Genomic DNA, 24,903 nt, shown 5'->3' with positions numbered 1-24,903 from the left:
TCAGTTCCTCCAGATGCCCGTGGCGGCGGTTTCGGTTGCGTAGGTGGAAAAGTCTTTTGGGGCGCGGCCGAGCACGCGCTGGACGCCGTCGGTCAGCGTTTCGTTGCGGCCGTCGAGCACTTCGGTGAACAGCTCGTTGAGCAGCCAGGCGAACTCGGCCGGCAACTCGTGCTCGGCTATGGCGGCGGTGAACTCGGCATGGGAAACCCGCTTGAAACGGATGTCGCGGCCTGCGGCCCTGCCGATCTCGGCGACCGCGTCGGCAAAGCTCAGCAGCCGCGGCCCGGTCAGCTCATAGAGCTCTCCGACATGTCCTTGCCGGGTTAGTACGGTAAAGGCGGCCTCCGCGATATCGTCGGCATCCACAAATGGTTCGCCCACACTGCCGACCGGCAACGCCACCTCGCCCTCCTGCAAAGATTCGACGAGGAAGCCTTCGCTGAAGTTCTGGGAAAACCAGGCGCAGCGCAGGATCGTCCAATCGGCGCCTGAAGCTTTGAGCATCTCTTCGGCGCGCTGTGCTTCCGTTTCGCCGCGCCCCGACAGCAGTACCAGCCGGCGCACACCACACTCCACGGCAAGACGAGAGAAGGCGCCGACGGTGTCGGCCGCGCCGGGCACCGCAAGATCAGGATAGTAGCTGATGTAGACGGCGCCGACACCATCAAGCGCGGGCTCCCAGGTCGTGCTATTTTCCCAGTCGAAGGGCGGCGTACCCGAGCGCGAGCCGATCTGCACCGGCAGGCCCCGCGCCGTCAGCCGCTCGGCGAGACGGCGGCCGGTCTTGCCGGTGCCGCCGAGGATCAAAGTTGGTTTCGTTACAGTAGGGTTCATGTCGATTTTCCTCAGTTTGCAAATGTGAGCAATCCTCACATTTGCCAAACGTGATAAACCCTCGTATTTTGCGAGTCAAGCCAATTGGTTGATTGTTCGCCTGGAGACAGTGATGGAAGGCTCTGCCGTATCGGATTCACAGGATGGCCAGATCGCATCGCCGCGCCGAACGCCGAGCCAGCAGCGTAGCCGCGAGCGGGTCGAGCGCATGCTGGCCGCAGCGTCGGCGCTGATCGCCGAGCAAGGCAGCGATGCGATGCGCATGGGCGAGGTGGCCGAGAGGGCTGGCGTGTCGATCGGCTCGCTCTACCAGTTCTTCCCGGACAAGCGGGCAATCATTTGGGCGCTGGCCGAACGCTACACCGCCGAAAGCCAGGCCTGCATCGCGGCGGCACTCGCCGACGTCAGTGACGCCGACGGCTTGCGCCAGGCGTTTTCGGAGCTGGTGGATATCTACTACCGGTTATTCCTGGCCGAGCCGGTGATGCGCGACATCTGGTCGGGGACACAGGCCGACAAAGCATTGCGCGAGCTTGAGCTTGCCGACAGCCGGGCCAACGCCGAATTCCTCACCACGGTGCTGAAGCGGTTGCGGCCGTCCGCCGATCCGGAAGCGCTGGAAACCACGGCATTTCTCATCTGGCAGATGGGCGAGGCCGCAATGCGGCTTGCGATTTCGGTCGACCGGCAAGAGGGTGACAGGCTGGTTGCGGCCTACAAGCGGATGGCTCTGCGAGAGTTGCTCGGCGCTTGACCGGCGCCGCGCGCATTCATTTTCCCTTGCCTGGCAAGGAGATGGCCGGCATCGTGCCCTTCGGCGGCCGATACTTCCGCCGCCATGCCTTCGGGCTCAGGCCGGTGATGCGCAGGAACTCACGGTTGAAGTTCGATTTGCTGAGGAAACCGGCGTCGAGCATGATGCGGGTGATCGGTTCGTCGGTCGCCGCGAGCAAGCGGCGGGCCTCATCGATCCTCCTGCCGTTGACGTATTGGGATACGCTCGATCCGTGGACGCGATTGACCGCCGATGACACTTGCCGTGCGGGGAGGCCGAGCCGCCTGGCGATGCGCCCGAGGTTGAGATCGACATCCTTGTAGAGATATTTCGATGTCATCAGCGCGTCGACCGCCGCCGCGACCGCGGAATCTTCGCTGGTCACCCGTGGCGTGGTTTGGGCGTGCGACACATCCTCTTCCTCTTCGTCGGAAGCAGCGGTTTCGCTGGCAACAGCGGCCGCGCTGCCGAGCAGCATCAGCGCTAGGACGTTGGCGGCGGCAATCACCGCGCCGGAATGAGTGCCACCTGTCCATTCGAGGTCGAAGCTGATGATGATGTCGGTGACCGGCGATGCAAGGATCGCCAGCGCCGTCACCAACAGCGATCGGTAGGACCGCAAGACGCCGTCGAGACGCGATTCGACAAGAACATCCGGACCGGCCAGCGCTAGCCAAAGAAGGGCGGCGCCATAGGACAGGAAAACGAGGATGATCACCGGCCCGACCGGCTCGCGCCAGAAGATCAGGAGCAGGACAACCAGGCAGGCCGGCAGCAAATGCGGCCAGAGTGATGCCAGGCGATGCGCGGACGGTTCCTTTGTCAAACCGCTGAAGGCTATCCAGGCAAGGGGTGCGATCAGTGTCGCCAGGACCGACTGGAACGGCATGATTGCCCTGACATCATAACCCCAGCGAATGCCGATCAGCACCGACTGCAAGGCATAGGCGGCGATCAGCAGCATGAAGGCGATGTTTTCACGCAGATCGGCCTCGTTTCGGCGGACCATCTGCACGAGCAGGATGACCAGCAACAGGGCAACGACGAATGGCAGGGGAATGAAGATCATGATCGCAAGCGTGGTTCCAAAGCGGGCAGCGGCCGACAATGACCCGGATTGCGTTCGCGGTCGTCCCGGATCGCGATCAAGGTCGCGGAAATCGACGTTTCAGATCATCTCGACAACGCCACGGTCCAGTCGCGACCGCCCAACATGATCGGAGACAATGATGAAATCCGCAATTCTCGTCTTGCTGCCTTTTGCCGGCGTTGCCCTGGCATCGCCGGCGACCGGTGAGGCCTCCAAGACGCTCGATCTCGTCGGGGTGAGCGCCGTCGTCATCACCGGCGAAGCCAGTTCCGTCAAGCTCACCACTTCGTCCGCGGCACCCTACCACGCGACGATCAGCGGCCGCCGTGAAGGCTGGTTTGCGAGCTGGTATTCGAGTTGGTTCGCCAGTGACTGCCGTTCCGCCAGCGACATGAAGCTGGTGGCCTCGACGCTACGCATCGATGTTGCTCCCTCCTCGTGGCTGGATCCTTCGGACTGCGTGGTCGAGATCAACGCCAACATCCAACCCGAGAGTTCCGTGTCGATCGACCAAGCGGCGCTGCAAGCCAACACGGCGGGGAATTTCTCTACTATCGCCATCGCCGGCAAGGCCGCCGATGTTTCACTCGACGGGCATGCTTCGAGCATCGATCTCAAGGGCGAGGCGCTGAAGGTCAATCTCTTCTATGGCAGCATCCGGCAGGACGAAAACATCGCGATTGCCGGCAAGGCGCTGGATGCCACGCTGTCCTTCGGCCAGCAGGTTCCGATCAGCTATTCGGTGACAGCATTGGCGTCCTTCGTCGACAGTTCGCTTCCCAACACCGCCGGCGCCAAACCCTCGATCGTCATCAAGGGCGATTTCGTTCGCGCGACGATCCGCTGAATAAAAAACCCGCCACAAGGGCGGGTTTTTTATCTGCAGGCAGCCAATGCGGCTTGAGCGTTCTTCGACCTTACAGGCCAAAACCTTCGAAGCGCTTCTTGAACTTCGACAGGCGGCCGCCGCGGTCGAGCAGGGTCTGCTGGCCGCCGGTCCAGGCCGGATGGGTCGTCGGGTCGATATCGAGGTTCATCGTATCGCCTTCCTTGCCCCAGGTCGAACGGGTCATGTATTCGGTGCCGTCGGTCATGACGACCTTGATGGTGTGGTAGTCGGGATGGATGTCGGTCTTCATGGTTCTGTTCCTGGCTTGCCGGGTGCTGCCGACGGGCTGAAGCCTGCGTCGATGCGCCCCTTTTTAAAACTCGAAGCCGCAGCTATTGAGGAGCCACGGCTTCTAAAACGGTCGGCGAGCCTATACATCAGCCGGAATTGAATCACAAGGCCGCGGCAAGCGCATATTGATGGCGCAAACCTCAAAAGGCCAAAGGACACGGTCATGGCGAACATCAGCGGCGATGCAGACGAGCGCAGGCGCTCGCTGAGGCCGCTGCAGCGCCTGTTTCCCTACATCACCCATTACCGCAAAATGGTCATCGGCGCGATCATCTCGCTGGCCGTCGCGGCGGCGACGACGCTGGCGCTGCCACTGGCCGTGCGGCGGATGATCGATCACGGCTTTTCCGCTTCCGATTCCAGCTTCATTGCCGAATATTTCGCCATGCTGGTGGTGATGGCCGCCGTGCTGGCGGCGGCGTCTGCCAGCCGCTACTATTTCGTCATCACGCTGGGCGAGCGCGTCGTTGCCGATATCCGCCGCGATGTCTTTGCCCACGTCACGACGCTGTCGCCCTCCTTCTTCGACACGGCCCAGTCGGGCGAGATCGTCTCGCGGCTCGCCGCCGACACGACACAGGTCAAATCGGCCGTGGGTGCTACCGCCTCGGTGGCTTTGCGCAACGTCATCCTCGGCCTTGGCGCCGTGGCGATGATGGTCTTCACCAGCCCAAAACTGTCCGGCCTGGTCATCGCGGCCATTCCGTTAATCGTGCTGCCGCTGGTCGCCTTCGGCCGCTCGGTGCGGCGCAAGTCACGGCTGGCGCAGGATACTCTGGCCAATGCCACCGCCTATGCCAGCGAGCAGATCGGCGCGGTCCGCACCCTGCAGGCCTTCACCAACGAGAAGCTTGTCACCGGGTATTTTTCATCCGCCGTGGAAGCAGCGTTCGAAGCGGCGCGGGCCTCGATCTTTGCCCGCTCCTTTCTCACCTTCTTCGCCATCTTCATGATCTTTTCCTCGGTGGTGGCGGTGCTGTGGTTCGGTTCGCGCGACGTGCTCGACGGCACGCTGTCGCCAGGTACGCTTGGCCAATTCCTGCTCTATTCGGTGTTCGCTGCTGGCGCGCTCGGCGCCTTGTCGGAGGTCTGGGGCGAACTGTCCCAGGCAGCAGGCGCTGCCGAACGGCTGACCGAGATCCTGGCCGAGAAACCCGCGATCCAGGCGCCCGCCGATCCGAAGCCGCTGCCGGCAAAGGCGAGAGGCGCGATCAGCTTCGACGATGTCTCCTTCTCCTATCCGGCCCGGCCCGACCGCGCCGCCGTCCATGGCCTCAGCTTTCAGGTCAAACCCGGCGAGACGGTGGCGATCGTCGGACCATCCGGCGCCGGCAAGAGCACCGTGTTTTCGCTGCTTCTGCGCTTCTACGATCCGGAAGCCGGCAGGATCGTCATCGACGGAGTCGATCTGCGCGAGGCCGATCCGGCCGCGATCCGCGCGCGCATAGCCATCGTGCCGCAGGATGTCACCATCTTTGCCGCAAGCGCGCGCGACAATATCGGCTTTGGCCGGCCTGGCGCCAGCCAGGCCGAGATCGAGGCGGCGGCGAAAGACGCGCTTGCCGACGAGTTCATCCTGAAACTCGAAAAGGGCTATGACAGCCAGGTCGGCGAGCGCGGGGTGACGCTGTCGGGCGGCCAGCGCCAGCGCGTGGCGATCGCCCGCGCCATTTTGCGCGATGCGCCGATCCTTCTGCTCGACGAGGCGACCTCGGCACTCGATGCCGAAAGCGAGACGCTGGTGCAGACGGCGCTCGACCGGCTGATGCAGGGGCGTACCACGATCGTCATCGCCCATCGGCTGGCAACCGTGCTGAAGGCCGATCGCATCCTGGTCATGGATGGCGGCCGCATCGTCGAGGAAGGCACGCATCAGAGCCTGGTCGCCAAGGGCGGCATCTATGCGCGGCTGGCCAAGCTGCAGTTCGAAACCGGGGCGAATGCCTTCAGGGGCGCGGCCGAGTAGGTCCCCCAGCGACCGCTGGGATTCTTCAGCTACCGAAAGCTCGGCGTTTGCCGCGTCGATAGGCGATGAACAGGGGAACGCCGACAAGCAACGACAACAAAAGCATGCTGGCGACGGTCTGTCGCTGCTCCTTTGCCGGATCGCTGAGCTGCACATCGGCAGGCGGCTCTTCATAGGTAAAATCGTACTGCCACCGGATTTCGTCCGCGACGTCATCGACGGTTTTCAGATAGTCGGCAATCGCCTTGGCCGGCACTTCAGTTGCCAGGCTCTGAAAGTTCCATTCGACTTGAAATTCGGTGGGCGTGTTGGACCAGGACGCCTTGAGAGACAGATAGGGCGTCACGACGTTTTTCATCGACTCGCCGGAAAACCTCGCCTTGAGGTTGCGCACCGTTATCTTGTGACGCCGGTAGAACTGGGGGCCGATGGAGACTGGCCCGGTTCGGTCGACGATTGTCGGGGTTGGAAGAGAGTTGTTGCCGAGATCGGCCGCGCGGATCGGGAAATTCTTTGCCAGATCGTTGGCCGCCAGCGCCTCTGCCGGCAAGCGATAACTTTCCTTCACGCTCACTATGTTGTCGTCGCGGCGATCCACGATTTCCGGCTTGGCGACGGTTTGGATGCCCGGATATTGCTTGTTGTAGTATTTCAGGTAGGCGTCCGACACCTCGCTCAGCGACCGGCTGGCCAAATTGCCGCGCATCCAATCGGCATCGGCGTCCTGATATGTCGAGAAGACCGTCAGCACGAGGGGATCGCCCGGTTTCCGCGGAAAATCGAAGTCCTCGGCGATCTGGATCGATGGGCTGGTAAGCACAGGACTCGGCATCTTCTCCAATCCGCCGGTGCTGGAAAGCGGCAGCGCGAAGCCGTAGTCCGACTGTGCGAGATTGGGCGCCTTGCCGCCCTGAAGATAGTCGGTAGCATCCAGCCAATATGTCTTTGTTCCGATCCTCGCCTTGACGATGGCATGGTCGAAATCGCGAAGCGCCGGCAGATGCTGGTCCAGGGCCCGCCCTTCGTCGAGATCGGCCAGGGCAACCTCGGCAGCAATGCCAAGCCGCACAAGCGAAGAAACCAGCAGCAGTGCCTTGTCCTTGCAGTCACCAAACCCGCTCAGGATGACGGTCGCGGGATCACGCGGAATGTAGGAACCGGCACCCATCGACAGGCTTACATAGCGGATCTGGTCCTGCACCAACCGCATTGCCTCGACCATCCGGTCTTCGGGCACTGGATGCCGCAGTGCGATGTCGTCGAGCTTTGCGGCAAAAGCCGAGGGAAAAACGGTCGCTGGCTTGTAATAGGGCGCAACAGCATCGACCACACTTTGCCAATTCGCGGTCGATGCGACATCGATAGAGCCCCAGCCTGGATATGTCACGGGCAGGTTGTCCTCGACATTGACCGGTTTCGGGTTTGGAATTTCCCACAGATAGGTCGTGTCCGGCCCTGTCGACGAGATCGAAGGCTTGAGTTGGGTCCCCCTTGTCTTGGTCTCGAGCGGCTGGCCCGAAGGCCAAATGATGCTCGTGCGGATAAGCGCTACCGGCTCTTCCCATTCGGTGGAGAAATTCTTGAAGAAGAGATCCTTGCCAACGAGCGGCGTTATCTCATAGGTCGATCCGTAATCAACGATGTCGCCGGCGCGCACGTCATCGATGTTGACATGTGCTGTCAGCCAGCCGTCGAAGACGCCTTTCTCGGCATCTCTTTCCCTGCGGAAGATGTCGAATTCGACGTCTTCCAGCCGGTCCAAAACGGCGCCGTCGCGGATGATGTGAAGATGGTTGAGCGTGACCTTGTGCCGGGACGGATCGAATTGCAGATCGATACTCGCGCCCCGATCCAGCCCGGGACGGTCAACGATTTTATAGACTGTGCGCGAGTACTCGACATAGCCGCCGGCGCGATGCTTGATCTGGTCGTCCGAGAGCAGCCATGAAACGCCATTCTTGATTTGATCCGATCGGGTGGGATCGGCAGCCGGAATATCAACCTGCATTACCCAGCTTTCCGCGGGGCCCTTGAGAACCATGTCGTCGGACATGGCCGGAGAACTCAGGCCGATCAACAAGATGAAAAATACCAAGCGGGGCCAGAAAGACTTCATCCTACGAAAACTGTAACAGGCAGACATCTACGCTCGCCCAACTTGGAAGAACTCCTTTTTCAGAGGCTTTCCTGCCAAAGTAAAGGCCAGTTTCGCGGATTTCTGCAGTCACCGCAGCAAGAACCAGGAACAGACGAAGCGACTCAGTTACCGTACCGCTTCTTCAGATGATCGGTGAAATGCACGGCATTGAGCTTTTCGCCCGTGGCGCGTTCGAGCAGTTCCGGCGTCGACCAGCGCGAGCCTTGCGACCAGATCCTTTTGCGGCGCCAGTCGTTGATCGCGGCGAAATCTCCCTTGGCGAGGTCTTCGTCGGCTGAAGGATGATCTCTGGTCAGTGCCGCCCATTGCTGCGCCGCCATCATGGCGCCCAGCGTATAGGAAGGGAAATAGCCAAAGGCGGCGCCCGGCCAGTGGACGTCCTGCATCGGACCATCAGCCGGATTGTCTGATGTCGACAGGCCGAGATAATCGCGCATCTTGGCATCCCAGGCCTCGGGCAGGTCGGCTGCCTCAAGCCGCCCCGAGACAAGCTCCTGCTCCAGCTCGTAGCGCAGGATGATGTGCAGCGGATAGGTGACCTCGTCGGCATCGACGCGGATCAGGCCGCGCTCGACCCGGTGCACATGCGGCAGGATGTCGTCGATCGTCCAGCTCTCGCCGAGGTGCCTTTCGACCACCGGCAGCGCCCAGCGCCAGAATTCTGGATTGCGGCCGATCTGCTTTTCGACGAACAGGCTCTGGCTTTCATGCACCGCCATGCCGCGCGCTCTGCCGAGCGGCCAGTGTGCCCACGCCTTCGGCAGGTTCTGCTCGTACAGCGCATGGCCGGTCTCGTGCAGCACGCCCATCAACGCCGACAGGAAATCCGAGGTCTTGTAGCGGGTGGTGATGCGCACGTCGCTCGGCACGCCGCCGCAGAAGGGATGGTGCGAAACCGACAGCGAGCCGTGGGTGAGGTCGAAGCCGACTGCCGCCATCATGGCGAGGCCAAGCTCGCGCTGCTTGTCCAAGGGGTAGCTGCCGGAAAGCGGCTTTAGCGGATGTTTCGCCAGCCGCTCTTCCTGCACGGCCAGTGCCTCCGGTACGAAGCCTTTCAGGAAGGCCTTCAACTCGGCAAACACCGGCGTGATGTCGGCGGTGCGATTGCCCGGGTCATATTGCTCCATCAGCGCGTCGTAAGGCTCGAGCCCGAGCACCTCGGCGCGAAGTGTCGCCTCCTCGCGGACCAGCGCCACGACGCCTTCGAGTGCCGGCAGGAAGCCGGCCCAGTCGTTCTTGGCGCGCAGGTCGCGCCAGAGCTGCTCGGAGCGCATGCGTACAGTCGTCTGGCGCTCGACGAACTCGACCGGCAGGCAGGTCAGGTTGGTGTACTGCCGGCGGAATTCCCTGACCGCGGCCTGCTGCTCTTCGTTCAACGCCTCCTGCTCGGCCGCCGCGATCCAGTCGGCAATCTCCGGCGCAGTCGCCTGGGTGTGGTGCATGCCGGCAAGCGCCGACATCGCCTCGGCGCGCTTCTCGCCGCCGCCGACCGCCATATGGGTCGCCTCGTCGGCGCCGAGAATGGCGAGGGCATGTTCCAGCGCTTCGAGCTTGTGGCCGAGGTCGTCGAGTTTTTGAAAGGACATGGTGGGTTCCGCTGATTTGACGGCGGGAAAAGATACCAACGCAAAAGTGTTGGCAACCCCTGAAGACCGTCTGCGACCGATGCATTGACTGCCGGCCGCAACGGCCGAACGGCATCTTGCGGAAGCGTGGCGTGCGTGATCAATGTCGTCGGCGGCGGCAGACCGCAATGGGGGAGACGAGATATGATCGCCAATGTGCTGGTCGGGCTGGTGGCCGTGATCCACCTCTGCATCGTCTATCTGGAGACGGTGCTGTGGGACACGCCGCGCGGCCACATGGTATTCAAGCTGACGCCGGAATTCGCCAGTGCCTCGAAAGTGCTTGCGGCCAATCAGGGACTTTACAACGGTTTTCTCGCAGCCGGGCTGATCTGGGGGCTTTACCTCGGCGAAGCCGGTTTCCAGTTCAAAGTCTTCTTCCTGCTCTGCGTCGCCGTCGCCGGTCTCTACGGCGCGGCGACGGTGGGCCGTAAAATCCTGTTCATCCAGACAGTGCCGGCAATGCTGGCGCTGATTGCGCTGGCGTTGGGCTAGCGCATGATCCCTGAACCGAAAACTGGAAAAGGATCATACGCAAAATCAATTGCCACAGCGCCGGGCGCTGCGGCCGATCTCAGCCGCCTGGATAGTTTGGGCCGTAGCCGTTAGGATAGTATCCGCCATCGCCGCCGTTGCCGATGAGGAAGGCACTGCCGGTATCAGCGCGTAGCTTTTGGCTGACATCGTCGAGCTGCGCCAGCAACTGCTGATATTGCGTGCTCGGCATCGTTCCATCGCGCGCGGCCCTCTGGGCGGCCCGATCGAGTTGAGCGACCTGCGTGCGCAAGTCACGCGCCTCGCCCGGCTCGAGCTTGTTCGCCCGGATGGCGCCCTGGATACCCGTCTCCACGCTCTGGATCTGATTGATCAAGGCCGTCACACGCGGGCCGGCGTAAGCGCCAGCAAACGGAACGGCGAGGAGAAGTGTGGCGAGCGTAGCAGTCCTGAGGTTCCTGGGAGCGAAGAAGCGCATGGTTGCGTCTCCTTTACTGGGGAAGGCGGTGGTTGGGAGGGGCCCGCCTTCCGGCCGCGGGCCGTCAGGTTCCGTCGCGTCGCGATGAGCGGTTCCACCGCCGGCGGTTCTCGGCCCATGACCAAGGCTAAAAGGTGGTGGTGGCAAAGTGTAATTAAAAAAAGGTAATTTTTTCAGCTCTTGCCGCTGCCGCACCAGTGCCCTAGATGCCGCCGACTTGAGCCGGCTCGATCCGGTGCATGTAACGAGCCAAAGGCTTGCAGATCACCGCTCGGTCAGCTTCAGCTCGATGCGGCGGTTCTTGTTGCGCGCCTCTTCGGTATCGGCGGGGTCGAGCGGCTGGAATTCGCCGAAGCCGGCGGCGACCAGCCGGTTGGCCGGGACGCCGTTCTCGATCAGGAACTTGACCACCGACGTCGAGCGCGCCGTCGACAATTCCCAATTGTCGCGGTAGCGGCCGGTGCCGGAGAGCGGCTTGTTGTCGGTGTGGCCGTCGACGCGCAGCACCCAGTTGATCTCCGGCGGGATCTCCTTCTGCAATTCGATGATGGCATCGGCGAGCTTCTTCATTTCGACCTTGCCGGCATCGTTGATCACTTCGGAGCCGGTCGGGAAAAGCACTTCCGACTGGAAGACGAAGCGGTCGCCGACGATGCGGATGTTCTCGCGGTCGGCGAGAATTTCACGTAAGCGGCCGAAGAAATCGGAGCGGTAGCGGTTCAGTTCCTGCACGCGTTGCGCCAGCGCGACGTTGAGGCGGCGGCCGAGATCGGCAATCTTGGTGTTGGACTCGCGATCGCGCGTTTCGGACACGTTGAGCGCTTCTTCGAGCGCTCCGATTTGCCTGCGTAGCGCCGCGATCTGCTGGTTGAGGATTTCAACCTGGCTCAGTGCCTGTTGACTGATCTGGCGCTGGCTGTCGAGCTCGCCGGAAAGTGCCGTTGCGCGCTGGTTGGCGGCGTCGCCGGCGCCAGCGCCTTGCGCCAGCAATTGTTCGAGCCGGCTCTTTTCCGCCTCCGATGCAGACAGCGAGGCCTGCAAATTGGCAAGGGTGTCCTCCTTGTCCTGCGTCGTCGAGCGCTCCAGCGCCAGAAGCTGGGTCAACTCATTGATCTGGGAGTTGAGGCGGTTGAGCACCGTGTCCTTGCCGGAGATCTCGCGGCCGAGCAGGAACTGCGCCAGCACGAAAACCGTGAGCAGGAACATGATCGCCAACAGCAGCGTCGACAGCGCATCGACGAAGCCAGGCCAGTAATCGATGCGGCGGTCGGAGCGCCGGCCTCGTGCCAACGCCACGTCAATGCACTCCAGGTTTCTTCAAGGCGTCGGCGATCTTCTCCAGGGTGTTGCGCATCGCCTTCTGCTCGTCGGACTGGGCCTCGACCCAGTCGCGCATGATCTGCTGTTCCGAGCGCATGTTCTTGACCAGGCCAGAAATGCCGTCGGCGAGATTGGCCATGGCGGTGGCGACGCGCGGATTGGAGCCGCCGCCATTCTCCTGCAGGGTGCGCAGCTTTTCCGACAACAGACGGATTTCATCGGAGGGTTCGCTCTTGGCCGCGTCGGCAACGACGATGTCGGAGGACAGGTCGGTGACCGAGGACAGCCAGTTCTCGAGCTCGGTATAGAAGCGCGTCTGGGCGCGGCCGGCCTGCAGGTCGAGGAAGCCGAGCACCAGCGAGCCGGACAGGCCGAACAGAGACGACGAGAAAGCGGTGCCCATGCCGGCCAAAGGGGCGGAAAGCCCCTGCTTCAGGGATTCGAGCACGGCCGCTGCGTCGCCGGTGCCGGGATCGAGCGACTCGATGGTTTCGCGGATCGAGCCGATCGTGTTGAGCAGGCCCCAGAAGGTGCCGAGCAGGCCGAGGAACACCAGCAGCCCGACAAGGTAGCGCGAGGTGTCGCGGCTTTCGTCGAGGCGGGTGGCGATCGAATCCAGCATGGTGCGCATCGAACTGGTCGAGAAGGCAATCGTCGAGGAGCGGCCGATCATCGCCTTCATCGGCGCCAGCAGCACGGGTTCGGTGGTTTCGGAACCGGCGCGGAACGAATTGACCCAGCGCACCTCGCGGAACAACCGGCCGACCTGGACGAAGGCCAGCAGGATGCCGACCGCCAGCACGCCGATGATCAGGCCGTTGAGGCCGGGATTGGTGACGAAGGCGGTCGAGATCTGGCGGGTCAGGATGGCGGCGATAAAGGCCACGATGAACAGAAAGATCACCATGGTCAGCAGAAAGACCTGCGGGCTCGACAATTTGTGCGGGTCGTAGATCAGAACGTCGGAGCGCCTGCCCATGCCGAAGGATCTGAGTAAAGTCATCCGTGCCCCGTTTCCGATGCCATCGCCGCCGATCACATTGTGTTTGCGACTCTAAACGGAATTGTGACGAAATTGAATGGCGCTTGGCAATATTGCCACTGTCCGCGACCGGAGGTCAAAGCCGGTTGATGACCAGGCAGTCGACCATGGCGGCCAGATGCAGGCCGGCGCCGGTGACGACAAAGCCGTGCCACAGCGCATTGTGGAAGCGCAGGCCTTTCCAGGCGAAGAAGATCACGCCACAGGAATAGACGATGCCGCCGGCAACGATGAGGGCGATCGATGTCGCCGGCAGCGTCCGTAGGAGCGGCTCCACCAGAACGATGCCGCTCCAGCCGATGGCGAGATAGAACACGATTGCCAGCCGGTCGAAACGGCCGGGGAGAAAGACCTTGATGGCGATGCCGACCGTCGCGGCGATCCAGACCAGGACGATCATCGAAACAGCCAGCGGCGAGCCGCCGAGCTGGGCAAGGAACGGCGTGTAGGTCGCAGCGATCAGCAGGTAGATCGCCGCATGGTCGAAGCGCCGCAATATCCATTTCGCCGGCGACGATACCGGCCACAGATTATAGGCCAGCGAAACCGACAGCACGGTGAGCAGCGAGACCACATAGAAGGCGGCGGCGACATATTCGCCGGGGCCGGTTCGATAGGCGGCCAGTGCCAGCAACGTCGAGCCGGCAGCGATCGCCAGCACGATGCCCACGGCGTGGACGATACCGTCGGCGATGATCTCGGCGCGCGAGTAATGCCAGCGCCCCATGAAGGGGATGTCGAGCTGGGATAATTCGCTCTGGGATGTGGGCCGGCTGTTCGTCATCGATGATCCTGCGTCGCCTTATCTGGGCGGCCGCGGGACAGTATTTCAAGCTTTGGTTGCGGTTTTGCGACTGCGGCGCTTCAGCGCGGCGCGACTACATCAGCGCGCTGGGAGCGGCTTCTTCACCGTCTTCAACAGCGCGCGTTGCATGAGTTCGTTGCCGGCAACGACCGAACCGGCGGTCAGCATGTCCTGGCCGCCGGCAAAATCGGAGACGAAGCCGCCCGCCTCGCGGATCAGCAACATGCCGGCGGCAATATCCCAGGCCGACAGGCCGATTTCCCAAAAACCGTCCATGCGGCCGGCGGCGACGTAGGCGAGATCGAGCGAGGCGGAGCCGAGGCTGCGCACGCCCGAGACCTCGGCCATGACATTGCGCAACTCGACAAGGAAATTGCCGTGCTGGCCACGCCCGAGATGCGGCACGCCGCAGCCGATCACCGCATCGACCAGCTTGGTGCGGCCGGCGACGCGCAACCGTCGATCGTTCATGAAGGCGCCGCCGCCACGCTCGGCGGTGTAGAGCTCGTCCATCGCCGGATTGTAGATGACGCCGGCGACGATCTGGCCTTGGCGCTCCAGCGCGATCGAGATCGCGAACAGCGGGATGCCGTGCAGGAAATTGGTGGTGCCGTCGAGCGGATCGACGATCCAGCGGTGCTGGCCGTCGTCGCCCTCGATCACGCCGCGTTCCTCCATCAGGAAGGCGTAGCCGGGCCGCGCCTTGGACAGTTCGGCAAAGACGATGTCTTCGGCCTTGCGGTCGGCCTGGCTGACATAGTCGCCCGGCCCCTTCATCGAGACCTGCAGGTTCTGCACTTCGCCGAAGTCGCGCGACAGCGAGCGGCCGGCCTTCATTGCGGCCTGGACCATGACATTGAGGATCGCGGAACGCGCCATTGCTCTTCTTCCTGTCGCTGCGCCTATCTGCTTTGACGCGTGATCCTATCCAAAAAGTCTGCCACTTTTCGGGATCACGCCTTAGTCGGCGCGGCGTACGTAAGTGATTTCGTTGGTATCGACGATGATACGCTCGCCCGAGCCGATGAACGGCGGCACCAGCACACGGATGCCGTTTTCGAGTATCGCCGGCTTGTAGGACGAGGCTGCCGTCTGGCCCCTCACCACCGGGTCGGCCTCGGTGATGGTCAGCGTCACCTGGTCGGGCAGCGAAATGCCGATCGGCCTTTCGTCATAGAGCTGGACCGTCACCATCATGCCGTCCTGCAGGAAGGCGGCGCGATCGCCGACGAACTCCTTTTGCAATTCGAGCTGCTCGTAGCTTTCGGTGTCCATGAACACCAGCGCGTCGCCCTGCTCGTAGAGGAAGGAAAAATCCTTCAGATCGAGCCGGATCTGCTCGACCGTCTCGGCCGAACGGAAGCGCTCGTTGAGCTTGGTGCCGTTGATCAGGTTCTTGAGTTCGACCTGGTTGTAGGCGCCGCCCTTGCCGGGCTTGACGGTGTTGGTCCTGACCGCCACCCAAAGGCCGCCATCATGCTCGATGACGTTGCCGGGACGGATTTCGTTGCCATTGATCTTGGCCATGGTGAGGTGATCCGGAAATGAGATGATCGCCGCAAAGGGCAATTTGGCGCCTCCAAGACCACAAATCGCTAGCAGAGGCAAGGAGCGCCTTCCGATGAAGCGGGAACGAAGCTCGCCCGGCAGCGCGGCGCGGCAGCCTCAGTCCGTCCTGACGATGGCGGTTACGGCCGCGCTCATGGCGTCGGCTACCTCTGTTAAAAGATGCAGGTGCGGCGAACGCAAGACGACAATTCGCAGCGACAGCTCGAGGCCGGGAGCGTCGACCAGGGCAATGCCCTCCGGCAGCTTTTCCTGCAGCAGCCGCTTGGGCAGCAGGCCAAGGCCTTGGCCTCGACGAACCCAGTCGATCTGCAGCGCGCTGTCCTGAATCTCGGCGCCGACCATCAACCTGTGGCCGCCCTCGGCAAGGGCAGCCGCCAGCCGCCGGCGCGCGTCGCAAGGTTCAGGACTGAGAACCCAGGGCATGGTCTTGACGTCGGCTTGCCGGCCGGTGTTTTCGGCGGCGATGATGGCGAGGGGCTCGGTTCCGACAACGCCGTCGCCAGTTTTGGAATTGCCGCCGTCCAGGATGAAGGCGAGGTCGAGCTGTCCGCGCTTGTGCTGGTCGGCCAGCTCAAGGCTCCAACCGCTCTTCAGACGCAGCGAAACCTTCGGAAACCGCGCCACGGCATCAGCAATGGCGGCGGCCACGGCTTTGTCGCAAAGTCCATGGGCGAGGCCGAGCCGCAGCAGACCCTCCGGCTCGTTGCCCCTGGCGAATGATCGCAGCGCGTCGACGGCGGCGAGAATGTCCTTGCCGCGTGCCAGCACCTCTACGCCGGCCGGGGTCAGTCGCGACGGCTTTAGCCGGCGGTCGAGCAATTCCGTGCCGAGCATCTCCTCCAGCCGCTGGATCTGGCGGGTGACGGCCGGCTGCGTCAACGGCAGGCGTCGAGCCACCTTCTGAATCGAACCCTCCTCGGCAAAGAGGGCCAGTGTTTTCAGTTCTTCGAGCACGAGACACCTGAACATGTCAGAGAGGCATAATTATGCTGAACATTATGAATTTGAAATCCGATGGATGGCAAGCGATTTTCCTCCGGCAGCACCAGCAGAGAAGGAACACGATGAAAGCGATCGAATTGCAGAGCCCGGGCGGCCTCGAGAATCTCAGAATGGTCGAGCGGCCGATGCCTGAACCAGGGCGCCAAGAGATGATTGTGAAGGTGAAGGCGACGGCGCTGAACTACCGCGATGCCGAGATCGTCCGCGGCAGCTATCACACGAAGTTTGCATTGCCGCTGGTGCCGCTGTCGGACGGCGTCGGCGAAGTCGTAGCCGTCGGCGCCGAGGTCAGCAGGTTCCAGATCGGCGACCGGGTCTGCGGCACGTTCTGGCAGCGCTGGGTCGGCGGCAGTTTCGCGATGGCCGAGCCCTCCTATCAACGTGGCGGCCCGATCGACGGGCTGCTCAGCGAATTTGCTCGGCTCGATGAACAGGCGGCGGTGCTGGCGCCGGCCAATCTGAGCGACTTCGAGGCGGCGACGCTGCCCTGCGCCGGCGTGACGGCATGGCACGCGCTGTTTACAGAGGGCAGCGTCGAGCCCGGCGACACCGTACTTTGTCTCGGCACCGGCGGCGTTTCCTTGTTTGCGATGCAATTCGCCGCCGCTGCCGGGGCGCGCGTCATCGTGACGTCGAGCAGCGACGAGAAACTTGCACGGGCAAAGCAACTGGGCGCGCATGATGGCGTGAACTATCGCAGCGTCCCCGACTGGGCATCGGCCGTGTTGGGATTGACGGATGGGCGCGGCGCCGACCATATCATCGAGGTTGGCGGACCGCAGAGTTTTACACAATCGCTGAGGGCAGCGGCGCGCGGCGCCCAGATCAACGTCATCGGCTATCTCGGCGGCAGTGACGGCGCCATCAACCCGCTCGACATCTTCCGCCGGCAGGTCAGGGCGCGAGGCATACCGGTGGGCTCACGCGAATCCTTCGAGGCGATGAACCGCGCCATTGTCGTCAACCGATTGAGACCGGTGATCGACCGGGTCGTACCGTGGACCCAGGCCGCCGAAGCCTTTCGGTACCTTGAACACGGCTCGCCCTTCGGCAAGGTCGTGCTCGATCATACGCAATGAGCCTCGCGCTTGCGAGTCCGGGTGCAATGAGTCGCGAGATCACAGTCAGGGCAGGCGATTGGCCCGTTGCAGCGCCTGCTGCGTCTGCTCGTCGGTCAGGCCCTGCAGGAAATCATCCATCTCTTGGTCGATGAGCCCAGCGCGGCGGGCGACAACATACCAGGCGCCGGCGAGGATCAGATCCGGATCGGTGCCGATGCCGTTCATGTAGAGCTTGGCGAGACGGTTCTGGGCGGCGACGTTGCCGCCTTCTGCGGCCTGCTTCATCCAGTTAAAGCCCGATTTCAGGTCGCGGGCGCCGCCGCGCCCCTCGATCATCCAGGTGGCGAGATCGATCTGCGCCGTGTCGTAGTTCTGCCGCGCAGCCTGTGCCAGCAGGCCGCGGGCGCGGACATCGTCGCGCGGCTTGCCGCCGGCGCCATTGGCGTAGACCTGTGCCATCGCATATTGTGCGTCGGCAAGCCCGGTCGCGGCGGCGCGCTCGTAATAGGATACGGCTTTGGCAATACCGGCATCGCCGGGCTCCTGTTCGACCATCAGCTGGGCAAAATTAAACTGCGCCAGGCGGTTGCCGGCTTCGGCGGCGGCCTGCATCAGCGCATAGGCCTCCTTCTCGTCCTTTTTGACGTAGCGGCCATCGAGCAGCATCAGCGCATACTGGAATTGCGATTCCGGGATGCCCTGCTCGGCGGCAAGCGCATACCACTTCGCCGCCCCTGCCGCGTCGACCGGCACGCCGAGGCCGCGCGACAATATCTCGGCCACCAGCGTCTGTGCCGCCGGATCGCCGTTTTGAGCACGGGAAATCGCAAGGTTGTAGGCCGTCTTGTAGAGGCCGCGCTGAAAGGCGCCGTAGGCGGCGTCGGACGGTTTTGCGCCGAAGCGGTCGGGGTTGATGGTATCGGCCGACGGCAAAGGGGCCGTGGTGGCGGGCTGCGGCAATGGTGGGAGAAACGGCTTGTCGGCAGGCTCGCTGGAATCCGGCCTCGGCTGCGGCAGCGGAACGGGTTCCGCCGCTATCGCCTGGGTTACGGCCGTTGCGAGAAAAGCGCTGAAAAGGATCGTCCGAGAGAGCACGTCAGTCCTCGAAGGGCGGTGCGGTTTCGTCGAGCAGCGCGTTGGCGGTGGCAACCGCCGTCTTCGGATCGACGTCGCCGGCGAAAACCGCGCTGGAAAGCGCCACGAATTCGGCACCGGTGGCGGCGACAGCTTCCACCGAGGCAAGATCGGATCCGGCCATGACGATGCAAGGGATCTGGATCACGTCCGCCCACCATTGCCCGAGCGACAGGTTGCGGGGATGCGGCTCCGGCTTGTTGTCGTAGCCGAAGCGACCGAAGAAAATATAATCGGGCCTGACCTCGCCAAGTTCCAGCGCGTCGTCGCGGGTCTTGGCGCCGCCGGTGCCGACCATCATCCTGGCCTGGAAGTGTTCGATCGTTTCGGCGAGCTCGTCCTTGCCGACCTCGACATGGATGCCGTCGGCCTGGACGCGGCCGGCGATGCGGGTGTCGCCAGCAATGATGACGGCAATGCCGGCCGCTTGCGCCACCGGCACGATCTGCTCGGCAAAGGCCTGGAAGGCGGCCTCGTCCATGCCGTTTTCCGGCAGGATCAGCGAGGCGACGTCACCGCCGTCGAAGGCTGCGGCGATGCGCTCGGCCGGCACGTTCGGCGGCGCGATCAACACGATACGGCAGCGGTTGGGGGGCGTTGCGTCATTCATTGGTGTTCGGTCCCGGTTATCGCCTATGCCGGGCGAAGATGGTTGCATTGCGGCATAGAGCAAAGTGCGGGGATTGAACAGGCGGCAGGGGGATCACGATTGCCGGCTAGATCTATCGGGGCTCGGCGCATGACTACCGTTGGCCGAAATTCTCCTCGCCTGGTCGCTTGCGGGCTCTCCGCAGGCACTTTCGATTTCCAAAGCGACCAGCCGAGGTTCATGCCGGCGGCGGCGACCAGGATGGCGGCGGCGCCGGCGATCTGCGCCGGATGCAGCCGGTGGCCGAAGGCGACGACGTCGACGAGGATGGCGACGACTGGATAGATGAAGGACAGCGACCCCTGCAGATGCGTCGGCAGTTTCTGGATGGCGCCGTACATGAGGATGTACATCAGGCCGGTATGGACGATGCCGAGCGTCGCCAGCATGACCCAGCTCCGCGCATCGGCGGGAAGGTGGGTGAGATTGGCGAAAGGTGCCAGCATGAGAACGCCGACGCAGACCTGGATCAGGGCGATCAGGTGCGGCGGCGTGCCTTTGAGCTTCTTGGTGACGATAGCCGCAACGGCCCAGAAGAAAGCCGCGGCCAGCGCCATCGCAATGCCGGTAAAGTAATCCGTACCATGATCGCCTGCATCGGGCGCGGCCTGCACGATCAGCAGCATGCCGGCGAAGGCGATGCCGAGCCAGGTCAGCTTGGTCACCGTCAGCCGTTCGGAGAAGAAGAGCGCGCCAAAACCGACCAGCATGAAGGGTTGCGTATTGTAGACAGCCGTGGCGATCGAGATCGACGCGCGGGAAAACGCGCTGAACAGCAGCAGCCAGTTGATAACGATGGCAGCACCGCCGAGAGCCGCGATCGCGACAATGCGAAGCGACAGCCTGCCGCGCAGCAGTCCCAGCGCCGTGCAGATAACCAGCAGCGTTACCGCACCGAAGGCGCAGCGCCAGAACACCACGTCCATGATGGGTTGGCCGGACAGGACGACGAACCAGCCGATCGTGCCGAGGATCGCCATCGCCGCAGTCATTTCGATCGTGCCGCGTACCGTGTTGTCCATGGATGCTCCCGAAACCCGTTGAGATTCTATAATCCCACGGCAGATATGGGCCTTTCCATGACTTGTAGCTGGTGATATGCAGAACGAACCTAATTTAATTAGGTAAACATCGGCTTTTTCTTGGAATTGTAAAATGCTGGACGAGCTCGATAGAAAGCTCCTCGATATCCTGGTCAGGGATTCACGGACCTCGCTGAAGGAACTGGCGCTGCAGGTCGGGTTGTCGTCGCCAAGCGTTTCGGAGCGGCTTCGGCGGCTTGAGGATCGCGGCGTCATTCGCGCATTCACCATCGACATCGATCCGCAGGCGCTCGGCTACGCCTTGCAGGCGATCGTTCGCATCCGGCCGTTGCCCGGTAAGCTGCACATCGTCCAGAAGCTGATCGAGGAAATCCCGGAATTCGGCGAATGCGACAAGGTGACGGGCGATGACTGCTTCGTCGCCCGGCTGTTCGTCCGCTCGATCGGCGAGCTCGACGGGATTCTCGACCGCATCGCCGACAAGGCCGAAACCAGCACCGCCATCATCAAGGCGCAGCCGATCCGGAGACGCCCGCCGCCGCTCGACATGCCAAATATGTGACGGGCTCCGGTGGCGTGGCCCACGTATTTGCGGTCGCGGTCTGGCCATTTCTGGTCTATTCCAGAGTTCAACTTTCCCTCCAGCCTCCTTTCCCCATGTCAGGCCTGCTCATCGATCCCTGGTTCTATGCCGCGGCCATGCCGGCCGTCATCCTCGTCGGCCTGTCGAAAGGCGGCTTCGGCGGCGCCGTCGGCTTTGTCGGCGTGCCATTGATGGCGCTGACCATGCCGCCGGTTCAGGCTGCCGCAATTCTTCTGCCAATTCTGTGCCTGATGGACATTGTCTCGGTGTGGACATGGTGGGGTATCTTCGACCGCAAGATGCTGGCCGACATGATGCCGGGTGCCGTGATCGGCATTGCCCTTGGCTGGCTGACGGCGGCACTTGTAACCGAAGAGATGGTCCGGCTGATCGTCGGCGCGGTCGCCCTGATCTTCGTGCTGCGCTGGCTCTATTTGGAACTCCGCCACGGTGCCGGCCACGCGGCGGAGCCCAACCGCGTTGCCGCCGGCTTCTGGGGTACCGTTGCCGGGTTCACCAGCTTCGTCGCCCATGTCGGCGGCCCGCCTTTTCAGGTCTATGCGTTGCCGATCAGGCTGGATCCGAAGGTGCTGTCCGGCACCGCGGCGATCTTCTTCGCCGTCACCAATGCACTGAAGCTCATCCCCTATTTCGCGCTCGGCCAGTTCGACACCACCAATTTGACCGCGTCGGCGGTGCTGATGCCGCTGGCGCCGCTGTCGACAATCGCCGGCGCCTGGCTGGTGCGGCGGATGCGGCCGGAGCTGTTCTATCCCTTCACCTATGCGACCGTGGCGGTCGTCGCGGTCAAGCTTCTGTGGGACGGCATCGCCGGCCTTCTGTAAGACGGCGGCCCCAGGCGGCCGCCGCCGGATTCCTTAAACCTCAGGCGGCACTCGGCAGCAGCGGCCGCGTCCTGCCAAGCGCGAGAGCAGCGCCGGTTGCCAGCACGAACGCCATGCAGCCAAGAATGGTGATGTCGTGCAGTGTCGGCTTCAGCACCATGTCCGCGATGATCATCAGCATCACCGAATAGTCGAAGCGCGCGGCATTGAGGACGCGCTGGCCCTGGGCAAGCACCGCCGGCGTCACGCCATCCTTGGCGATCATGCCTGCCATGCGGTCGGCAGTCGGCTTGAAGACGAACATGCCGATGCAGAAGGTCGTCGCATAACCGGCAAGGCCGATCAGCACCCACAAATCGGAAAAGCCGACCCAGAAGCCGCACATGATGAGGCCGAAGAGCAATGTCAGCATCGACATCGGCGCGAAGAACCGGTTACCGAGCTCGCCAGTGGCGCGCATCGCCTGCAACATGCCTTCGACGTTTCCAGCGCGGTCGGCGCGTACCGCAAGCAGCATCAGGGTGAAGCCGCCGCCGACCCAGAGGATCGCCGAGACGATGTGCAGAAATTTAACGGCCGAGTACCAGTCCATTGTTCGCTCCTTGAGAAATTTTGATGATTGCCGGAGCGCAATTTTGCTCCGCCTCGTTGCGAGGAGCGGGCGTTTAGCGCGGCGCCTGTTTCGGAACGATGTCGCGCGGCGAGCGGATCTGTTTCGGTATGTCGGTCACGATCTGGAGGAACCGTGGCGCAAGCGCGTCGCCCCCACTTTCCAGCCGGTGGTGAGAGCGGCGGCTTAGCCGGCCATCTGTGCTGTTACGGCACAGATGCTGGGCGCTTGATCGAAAAATATGCCCTGCGTTAAGGCTTTGTTAAGCTTTACAGGCGTTTACTATGTCCATCCAGTGATCTGGATTCTTACCGAGTGGTTGGAGCCACTTTGTTTGACGCCTCCCTGTTAAACTCCTGAGAGCCGCCTTATCCGCGGCTCTTTTTTTGTTCGCCGGCATGGAGCCCCTTGGGCCAAATGCGGCCGTTAACTGTTTGTTAAACATGTGCTTGCCTTCGCCGGCAGCGAAGCGCATTTTCAAGCTTCAGTCGTTTAGGCTGCCGGATATGGCGGCCAAGAGCCGAATCGGCCGGCTGTCAGGCAAGTGCAGGGGCGCAGCGATGAACGAGCCTTCGAAGGCGAGCGCGAACACCATCAAGCTGGCGGAGCGCCGGGTTTTCTCCCAATCCTTCAAGCCGCTCTATCAGGAAGGCATGGGCTTGGTCGAGCAGGCGGCCGAATATCTCGACGGCAAGGGCCGCGCCGAGGCCAAGAAGCTGTCGAGGCTGGCGGCGACGCTTTATGCGGCCGAGTCGATGCGGCTGACCACCAGGCTGATGCAGGTCGCCTCGTGGCTGCTTTTGCAGCGGGCGGCGAATTCCGGCGAGATGACCCGCGATCAGGTGGCTTCCGAAAAATCCAAGGTGCGTCTCGACACCGCCTCCGCGCATGACGAGGCGCCCGGCTGGGCCGAGCTGCCGACGGATTTCGTCGACCTCGTCAACCGCTCGCTGCGCCTGCAGGCGCTGGTGCGCCGCATGGACGAGGAGATCTATGGCGGCCTCGCCGAGGTGCCTCAGTCGAGCCGTCGCCTCAATCCGGTCTCCGACCAGATCACGTTGCTCAACACGGCTTTCGCCCGCGGCTGAGAGACCGTTTGGAAACTCTACTCCAGCGGCCATCTGGCGGCGTTTTCTCCGCTTACCTGCAGCGCCGCGTCCTTTTGGACGCGCAAAGGACGCTGCAGCACTTTGATTGCGCATGATCCCCTCGGGATCACGCGTGGGCTCACGGACCCAAATGTCCGCTGCGCTCCGGTTCTCGAAACCACCACCATATGACTCGCCGGAGCGACCTTTCGAAACGGTCTCAGAGGCTTTGTGGACATCACGAGCCCCGTTTCTGGTTTGTTCACATTTCGCTGGCATCGCTGCCCGCCGAAGGTAGACTTGGCGGATGGGGGAAGCGATTCGCATCATCGGCATCGATCCGGGGCTTAGGCGCACCGGCTGGGGCATCGTCGAAAGCCTTGGCAATTCGCTGCGCTTCGTCGCTTCCGGCACAGTACGGTCCGACGACAAGGCGGCGCTGGCGGTGCGTCTTTGCCAATTGCATGACGGGCTTGCCGAGATCCTGCATGCCACGATGCCGCACGAGGCGGCGGTGGAGCAGACCTTCGTCAACAAGGATGCCGCGGCGACGCTGAAACTCGGCCAGGCACGCGGCATCGCCATGCTGGTGCCGGCGCGCGCCGGCCTTGCCGTTGCCGAATATGCGCCCAACGCCGTCAAGAAGGCGGTGATCGGTGTCGGCCATGGCGACAAGAAGCAGATCCATATGATGGTCAAGGTGCTGATGCCGAAGGCGACTTTCGACACCGACGACGCCGCCGATGCGCTGGCCATCGCCATCTGTCACGCGCATCACAGGCAGAGCATCGCCTACAGGATGGCGATGCTGGCCGAATAAGTTTGTTCTTGACTTGTTCTCCAGTGAACAATAAGTAATACCAACGAGGTATTACCATGCGCGTTACCACCAAGGGCCAAGTGACCATCCCGAAGGAAATACGGGATCATCTGGGTATCGGCCCGGGCTCGGAGGTGGAGTTCGTCCCCACCGAGGACGGTGCTCGTGTCATTGCGGTCGACGAAAACATGTCGAAGGAGGAAGCCTCGCGCAGATTCAGCCAGATGCTCGGCCGTATGGCTGGTACGCTGGATCTGGGGGGCATGACGGCGGACGAATATGTGGAATGGCTGAGGGGCCCGCGTGAAGACCTCGACATTGATTGACACAAACGTCCTGATCGACGTTTGGGGTCCTGCCGGACGGGAGACGAAATGGTCGGCATCAGCAATTACCGCATGCCGGCGCGACGGCGCACTCGTAATCAATGCAATCGTCTGGTCCGAACTCGCGCCGTTGATCGCGACCGAACAGGCCCTTCGCCAAGCAGTCGACATGCTCAAGATGGATCGCGAATTCCTGCCGTGGGAAGCGGCCTTCCTTGCTGGTGTCACGCACTCCCGCTATCGCCGCGCCGGCGGCCTCCGCGAACGAACGCTGCCGGATTTCTTTATTGGAGCCCATGCGGTTGTCGCTGGGCATCGCCTGCTGACGCGCGATGCCGCGCGCTATCGCAGCTATTTCCCGGACCTCGATATCATCTCTCCGGAAACCCACCCGGCATGATCGGC

At 62.7% G+C, this 24,903-nt stretch carries 27 protein-coding genes; 11 read left to right on the top strand and 16 right to left on the bottom strand.

What is annotated here, in order from left to right:
- Positions 1-834, bottom strand: a complete 834-nt coding sequence (locus tag NKH71_RS07585) for a Rossmann-fold NAD(P)-binding domain-containing protein (protein WP_352640132.1) — start codon at positions 832-834, stop codon at positions 1-3.
- 112 nt (positions 835-946) lie between these two features.
- Between NKH71_RS07585 and NKH71_RS07580 the strand changes: the two genes are divergently transcribed.
- Positions 947-1,588, top strand: a complete 642-nt coding sequence (locus NKH71_RS07580; RefSeq protein ID WP_352480932.1) for a TetR/AcrR family transcriptional regulator — start codon at positions 947-949, stop codon at positions 1,586-1,588.
- 16 nt (positions 1,589-1,604) lie between these two features.
- Here the strand turns inward: NKH71_RS07580 and NKH71_RS07575 are convergent, their stop codons facing one another.
- Positions 1,605-2,678 carry a helix-turn-helix domain-containing protein gene (locus NKH71_RS07575; RefSeq protein WP_352480931.1) on the bottom strand — a complete coding sequence of 358 codons (1,074 nt, stop codon included), beginning with the start codon at positions 2,676-2,678 and terminating at the stop codon, positions 1,605-1,607.
- A 160-nt stretch (positions 2,679-2,838) separates the two neighbouring features.
- Here NKH71_RS07575 and NKH71_RS07570 point away from each other — a divergent pair, with 160 nt between their 5' ends.
- Positions 2,839-3,546, top strand: a complete 708-nt coding sequence (locus tag NKH71_RS07570; protein ID WP_352787915.1) for a hypothetical protein — start codon at positions 2,839-2,841, stop codon at positions 3,544-3,546.
- A gap of 70 nt (positions 3,547-3,616) precedes the next feature.
- Here the strand turns inward: NKH71_RS07570 and rpmE are convergent, their stop codons facing one another.
- Complete coding sequence (gene rpmE, locus NKH71_RS07565; protein WP_006327661.1) at positions 3,617-3,838, bottom strand: 50S ribosomal protein L31; 222 nt, start codon at positions 3,836-3,838, stop codon at positions 3,617-3,619.
- A 204-nt stretch (positions 3,839-4,042) separates the two neighbouring features.
- On the opposite strand from rpmE, the gene NKH71_RS07560 reads away from it, so the two are divergent.
- Positions 4,043-5,845: an ABC transporter transmembrane domain-containing protein gene (locus NKH71_RS07560; protein ID WP_352480929.1), complete on the top strand. Its 1,803-nt coding sequence runs from the start codon at positions 4,043-4,045 to the stop codon at positions 5,843-5,845.
- 25 nt (positions 5,846-5,870) lie between these two features.
- Here the strand turns inward: NKH71_RS07560 and NKH71_RS07555 are convergent, their stop codons facing one another.
- Both NKH71_RS07555 and NKH71_RS07550 read right to left on the bottom strand, forming a co-directional pair.
- Positions 5,871-7,898, bottom strand: a complete 2,028-nt coding sequence (locus tag NKH71_RS07555; RefSeq protein WP_352494150.1) for a DUF3857 domain-containing protein — start codon at positions 7,896-7,898, stop codon at positions 5,871-5,873.
- Positions 7,899-8,104: 206 nt separating this feature from the next.
- Complete coding sequence (locus NKH71_RS07550; RefSeq protein ID WP_352480927.1) at positions 8,105-9,589, bottom strand: carboxypeptidase M32; 1,485 nt, start codon at positions 9,587-9,589, stop codon at positions 8,105-8,107.
- A 183-nt stretch (positions 9,590-9,772) separates the two neighbouring features.
- Here NKH71_RS07550 and NKH71_RS07545 point away from each other — a divergent pair, with 183 nt between their 5' ends.
- A complete protein-coding gene (locus tag NKH71_RS07545; RefSeq protein ID WP_352480926.1) occupies positions 9,773-10,123 on the top strand; it encodes a DUF1304 domain-containing protein in 351 nt (116 codons plus the stop codon).
- Between the two features lie 79 nt (positions 10,124-10,202).
- On the opposite strand, the gene NKH71_RS07540 is transcribed toward NKH71_RS07545, so the two are convergent.
- The 7 genes from NKH71_RS07540 to NKH71_RS07510 all read right to left on the bottom strand — a co-directional run bounded on the left by NKH71_RS07540 (position 10,203) and on the right by NKH71_RS07510 (position 16,306).
- The gene (locus NKH71_RS07540) at positions 10,203-10,601 is read right to left on the bottom strand and encodes a hypothetical protein (protein WP_352480925.1); all 399 of its coding nucleotides are present in this window, start codon (positions 10,599-10,601) and stop codon (positions 10,203-10,205) included.
- Between the two features lie 264 nt (positions 10,602-10,865).
- A complete protein-coding gene (locus NKH71_RS07535) occupies positions 10,866-11,897 on the bottom strand; it encodes a peptidoglycan -binding protein (protein WP_352480924.1) in 1,032 nt (343 codons plus the stop codon).
- Between the two features lies 1 nt (position 11,898).
- A complete protein-coding gene (locus NKH71_RS07530; protein WP_023719628.1) occupies positions 11,899-12,924 on the bottom strand; it encodes a MotA/TolQ/ExbB proton channel family protein in 1,026 nt (341 codons plus the stop codon).
- Between the two features lie 115 nt (positions 12,925-13,039).
- Positions 13,040-13,747, bottom strand: a complete 708-nt coding sequence (trhA, locus tag NKH71_RS07525; RefSeq protein WP_023719627.1) for a PAQR family membrane homeostasis protein TrhA — start codon at positions 13,745-13,747, stop codon at positions 13,040-13,042.
- A 99-nt stretch (positions 13,748-13,846) separates the two neighbouring features.
- On the bottom strand, positions 13,847-14,647 hold the full coding sequence (locus tag NKH71_RS07520) for an inositol monophosphatase family protein (protein WP_023719626.1): 801 nt from the start codon (positions 14,645-14,647) through the stop codon (positions 13,847-13,849).
- Between the two features lie 81 nt (positions 14,648-14,728).
- The gene (gene efp, locus NKH71_RS07515; protein ID WP_023678016.1) at positions 14,729-15,295 is read right to left on the bottom strand and encodes an elongation factor P; all 567 of its coding nucleotides are present in this window, start codon (positions 15,293-15,295) and stop codon (positions 14,729-14,731) included.
- 138 nt (positions 15,296-15,433) lie between these two features.
- The gene (locus tag NKH71_RS07510; RefSeq protein WP_352480922.1) at positions 15,434-16,306 is read right to left on the bottom strand and encodes a LysR family transcriptional regulator; all 873 of its coding nucleotides are present in this window, start codon (positions 16,304-16,306) and stop codon (positions 15,434-15,436) included.
- Positions 16,307-16,401: 95 nt separating this feature from the next.
- Here NKH71_RS07510 and NKH71_RS07505 point away from each other — a divergent pair, with 95 nt between their 5' ends.
- The gene (locus NKH71_RS07505; RefSeq protein WP_023719624.1) at positions 16,402-17,418 is read left to right on the top strand and encodes a zinc-dependent alcohol dehydrogenase family protein; all 1,017 of its coding nucleotides are present in this window, start codon (positions 16,402-16,404) and stop codon (positions 17,416-17,418) included.
- Between the two features lie 45 nt (positions 17,419-17,463).
- Here the strand turns inward: NKH71_RS07505 and NKH71_RS07500 are convergent, their stop codons facing one another.
- The 3 genes from NKH71_RS07500 to NKH71_RS07490 are packed head-to-tail and all read right to left on the bottom strand — an operon-like array spanning position 17,464 to position 20,205.
- The gene (locus NKH71_RS07500; RefSeq protein WP_023719623.1) at positions 17,464-18,495 is read right to left on the bottom strand and encodes a tetratricopeptide repeat protein; all 1,032 of its coding nucleotides are present in this window, start codon (positions 18,493-18,495) and stop codon (positions 17,464-17,466) included.
- Position 18,496: 1 nt separating this feature from the next.
- The gene (locus NKH71_RS07495; protein WP_352787903.1) at positions 18,497-19,144 is read right to left on the bottom strand and encodes a thiamine phosphate synthase; all 648 of its coding nucleotides are present in this window, start codon (positions 19,142-19,144) and stop codon (positions 18,497-18,499) included.
- A gap of 23 nt (positions 19,145-19,167) precedes the next feature.
- On the bottom strand, positions 19,168-20,205 hold the full coding sequence (locus NKH71_RS07490) for a DMT family transporter (RefSeq protein WP_352787901.1): 1,038 nt from the start codon (positions 20,203-20,205) through the stop codon (positions 19,168-19,170).
- Between the two features lie 133 nt (positions 20,206-20,338).
- On the opposite strand from NKH71_RS07490, the gene NKH71_RS07485 reads away from it, so the two are divergent.
- Together NKH71_RS07485 and NKH71_RS07480 are read left to right on the top strand one after the other, a co-directional pair.
- Complete coding sequence (locus tag NKH71_RS07485; protein ID WP_023719620.1) at positions 20,339-20,788, top strand: Lrp/AsnC family transcriptional regulator; 450 nt, start codon at positions 20,339-20,341, stop codon at positions 20,786-20,788.
- A gap of 95 nt (positions 20,789-20,883) precedes the next feature.
- Positions 20,884-21,654 (top strand): sulfite exporter TauE/SafE family protein, encoded by a 771-nt coding sequence (locus NKH71_RS07480; RefSeq protein WP_352894710.1) that lies wholly within the window; start codon positions 20,884-20,886, stop codon positions 21,652-21,654.
- Positions 21,655-21,694: 40 nt separating this feature from the next.
- On the opposite strand, the gene NKH71_RS07475 is transcribed toward NKH71_RS07480, so the two are convergent.
- Positions 21,695-22,246, bottom strand: coding sequence for a DUF2269 family protein (locus tag NKH71_RS07475; protein WP_023719618.1), 552 nt, complete (start codon positions 22,244-22,246; stop codon positions 21,695-21,697).
- Between the two features lie 578 nt (positions 22,247-22,824).
- Between NKH71_RS07475 and rcdA the strand changes: the two genes are divergently transcribed.
- The 4 genes from rcdA (at position 22,825) to NKH71_RS07455 (ending at position 24,898) form a co-directional block, all read left to right on the top strand.
- Entirely contained in the window at positions 22,825-23,352 is a 528-nt protein-coding gene (gene rcdA, locus NKH71_RS07470) for a protease adaptor protein RcdA (RefSeq protein WP_023719617.1), read from the top strand.
- Between the two features lie 307 nt (positions 23,353-23,659).
- Complete coding sequence (gene ruvC, locus NKH71_RS07465) at positions 23,660-24,172, top strand: crossover junction endodeoxyribonuclease RuvC (RefSeq protein ID WP_352480921.1); 513 nt, start codon at positions 23,660-23,662, stop codon at positions 24,170-24,172.
- Positions 24,173-24,228: 56 nt separating this feature from the next.
- Positions 24,229-24,498 (top strand): AbrB/MazE/SpoVT family DNA-binding domain-containing protein, encoded by a 270-nt coding sequence (locus NKH71_RS07460; protein WP_023719615.1) that lies wholly within the window; start codon positions 24,229-24,231, stop codon positions 24,496-24,498.
- On the top strand, positions 24,476-24,898 hold the full coding sequence (locus tag NKH71_RS07455; protein WP_023719614.1) for a type II toxin-antitoxin system VapC family toxin: 423 nt from the start codon (positions 24,476-24,478) through the stop codon (positions 24,896-24,898). Before NKH71_RS07460 ends, NKH71_RS07455 begins: the two co-directional genes overlap by 23 nt.
- Positions 24,899-24,903: the final 5 nt, after the last annotated feature.

This window comes from Mesorhizobium sp. M0983, from assembly GCF_040318975.1.
Classification (GTDB): domain Bacteria; phylum Pseudomonadota; class Alphaproteobacteria; order Rhizobiales; family Rhizobiaceae; genus Mesorhizobium.
This window is presented reverse-complemented; position numbering and strand designations above follow the sequence as displayed.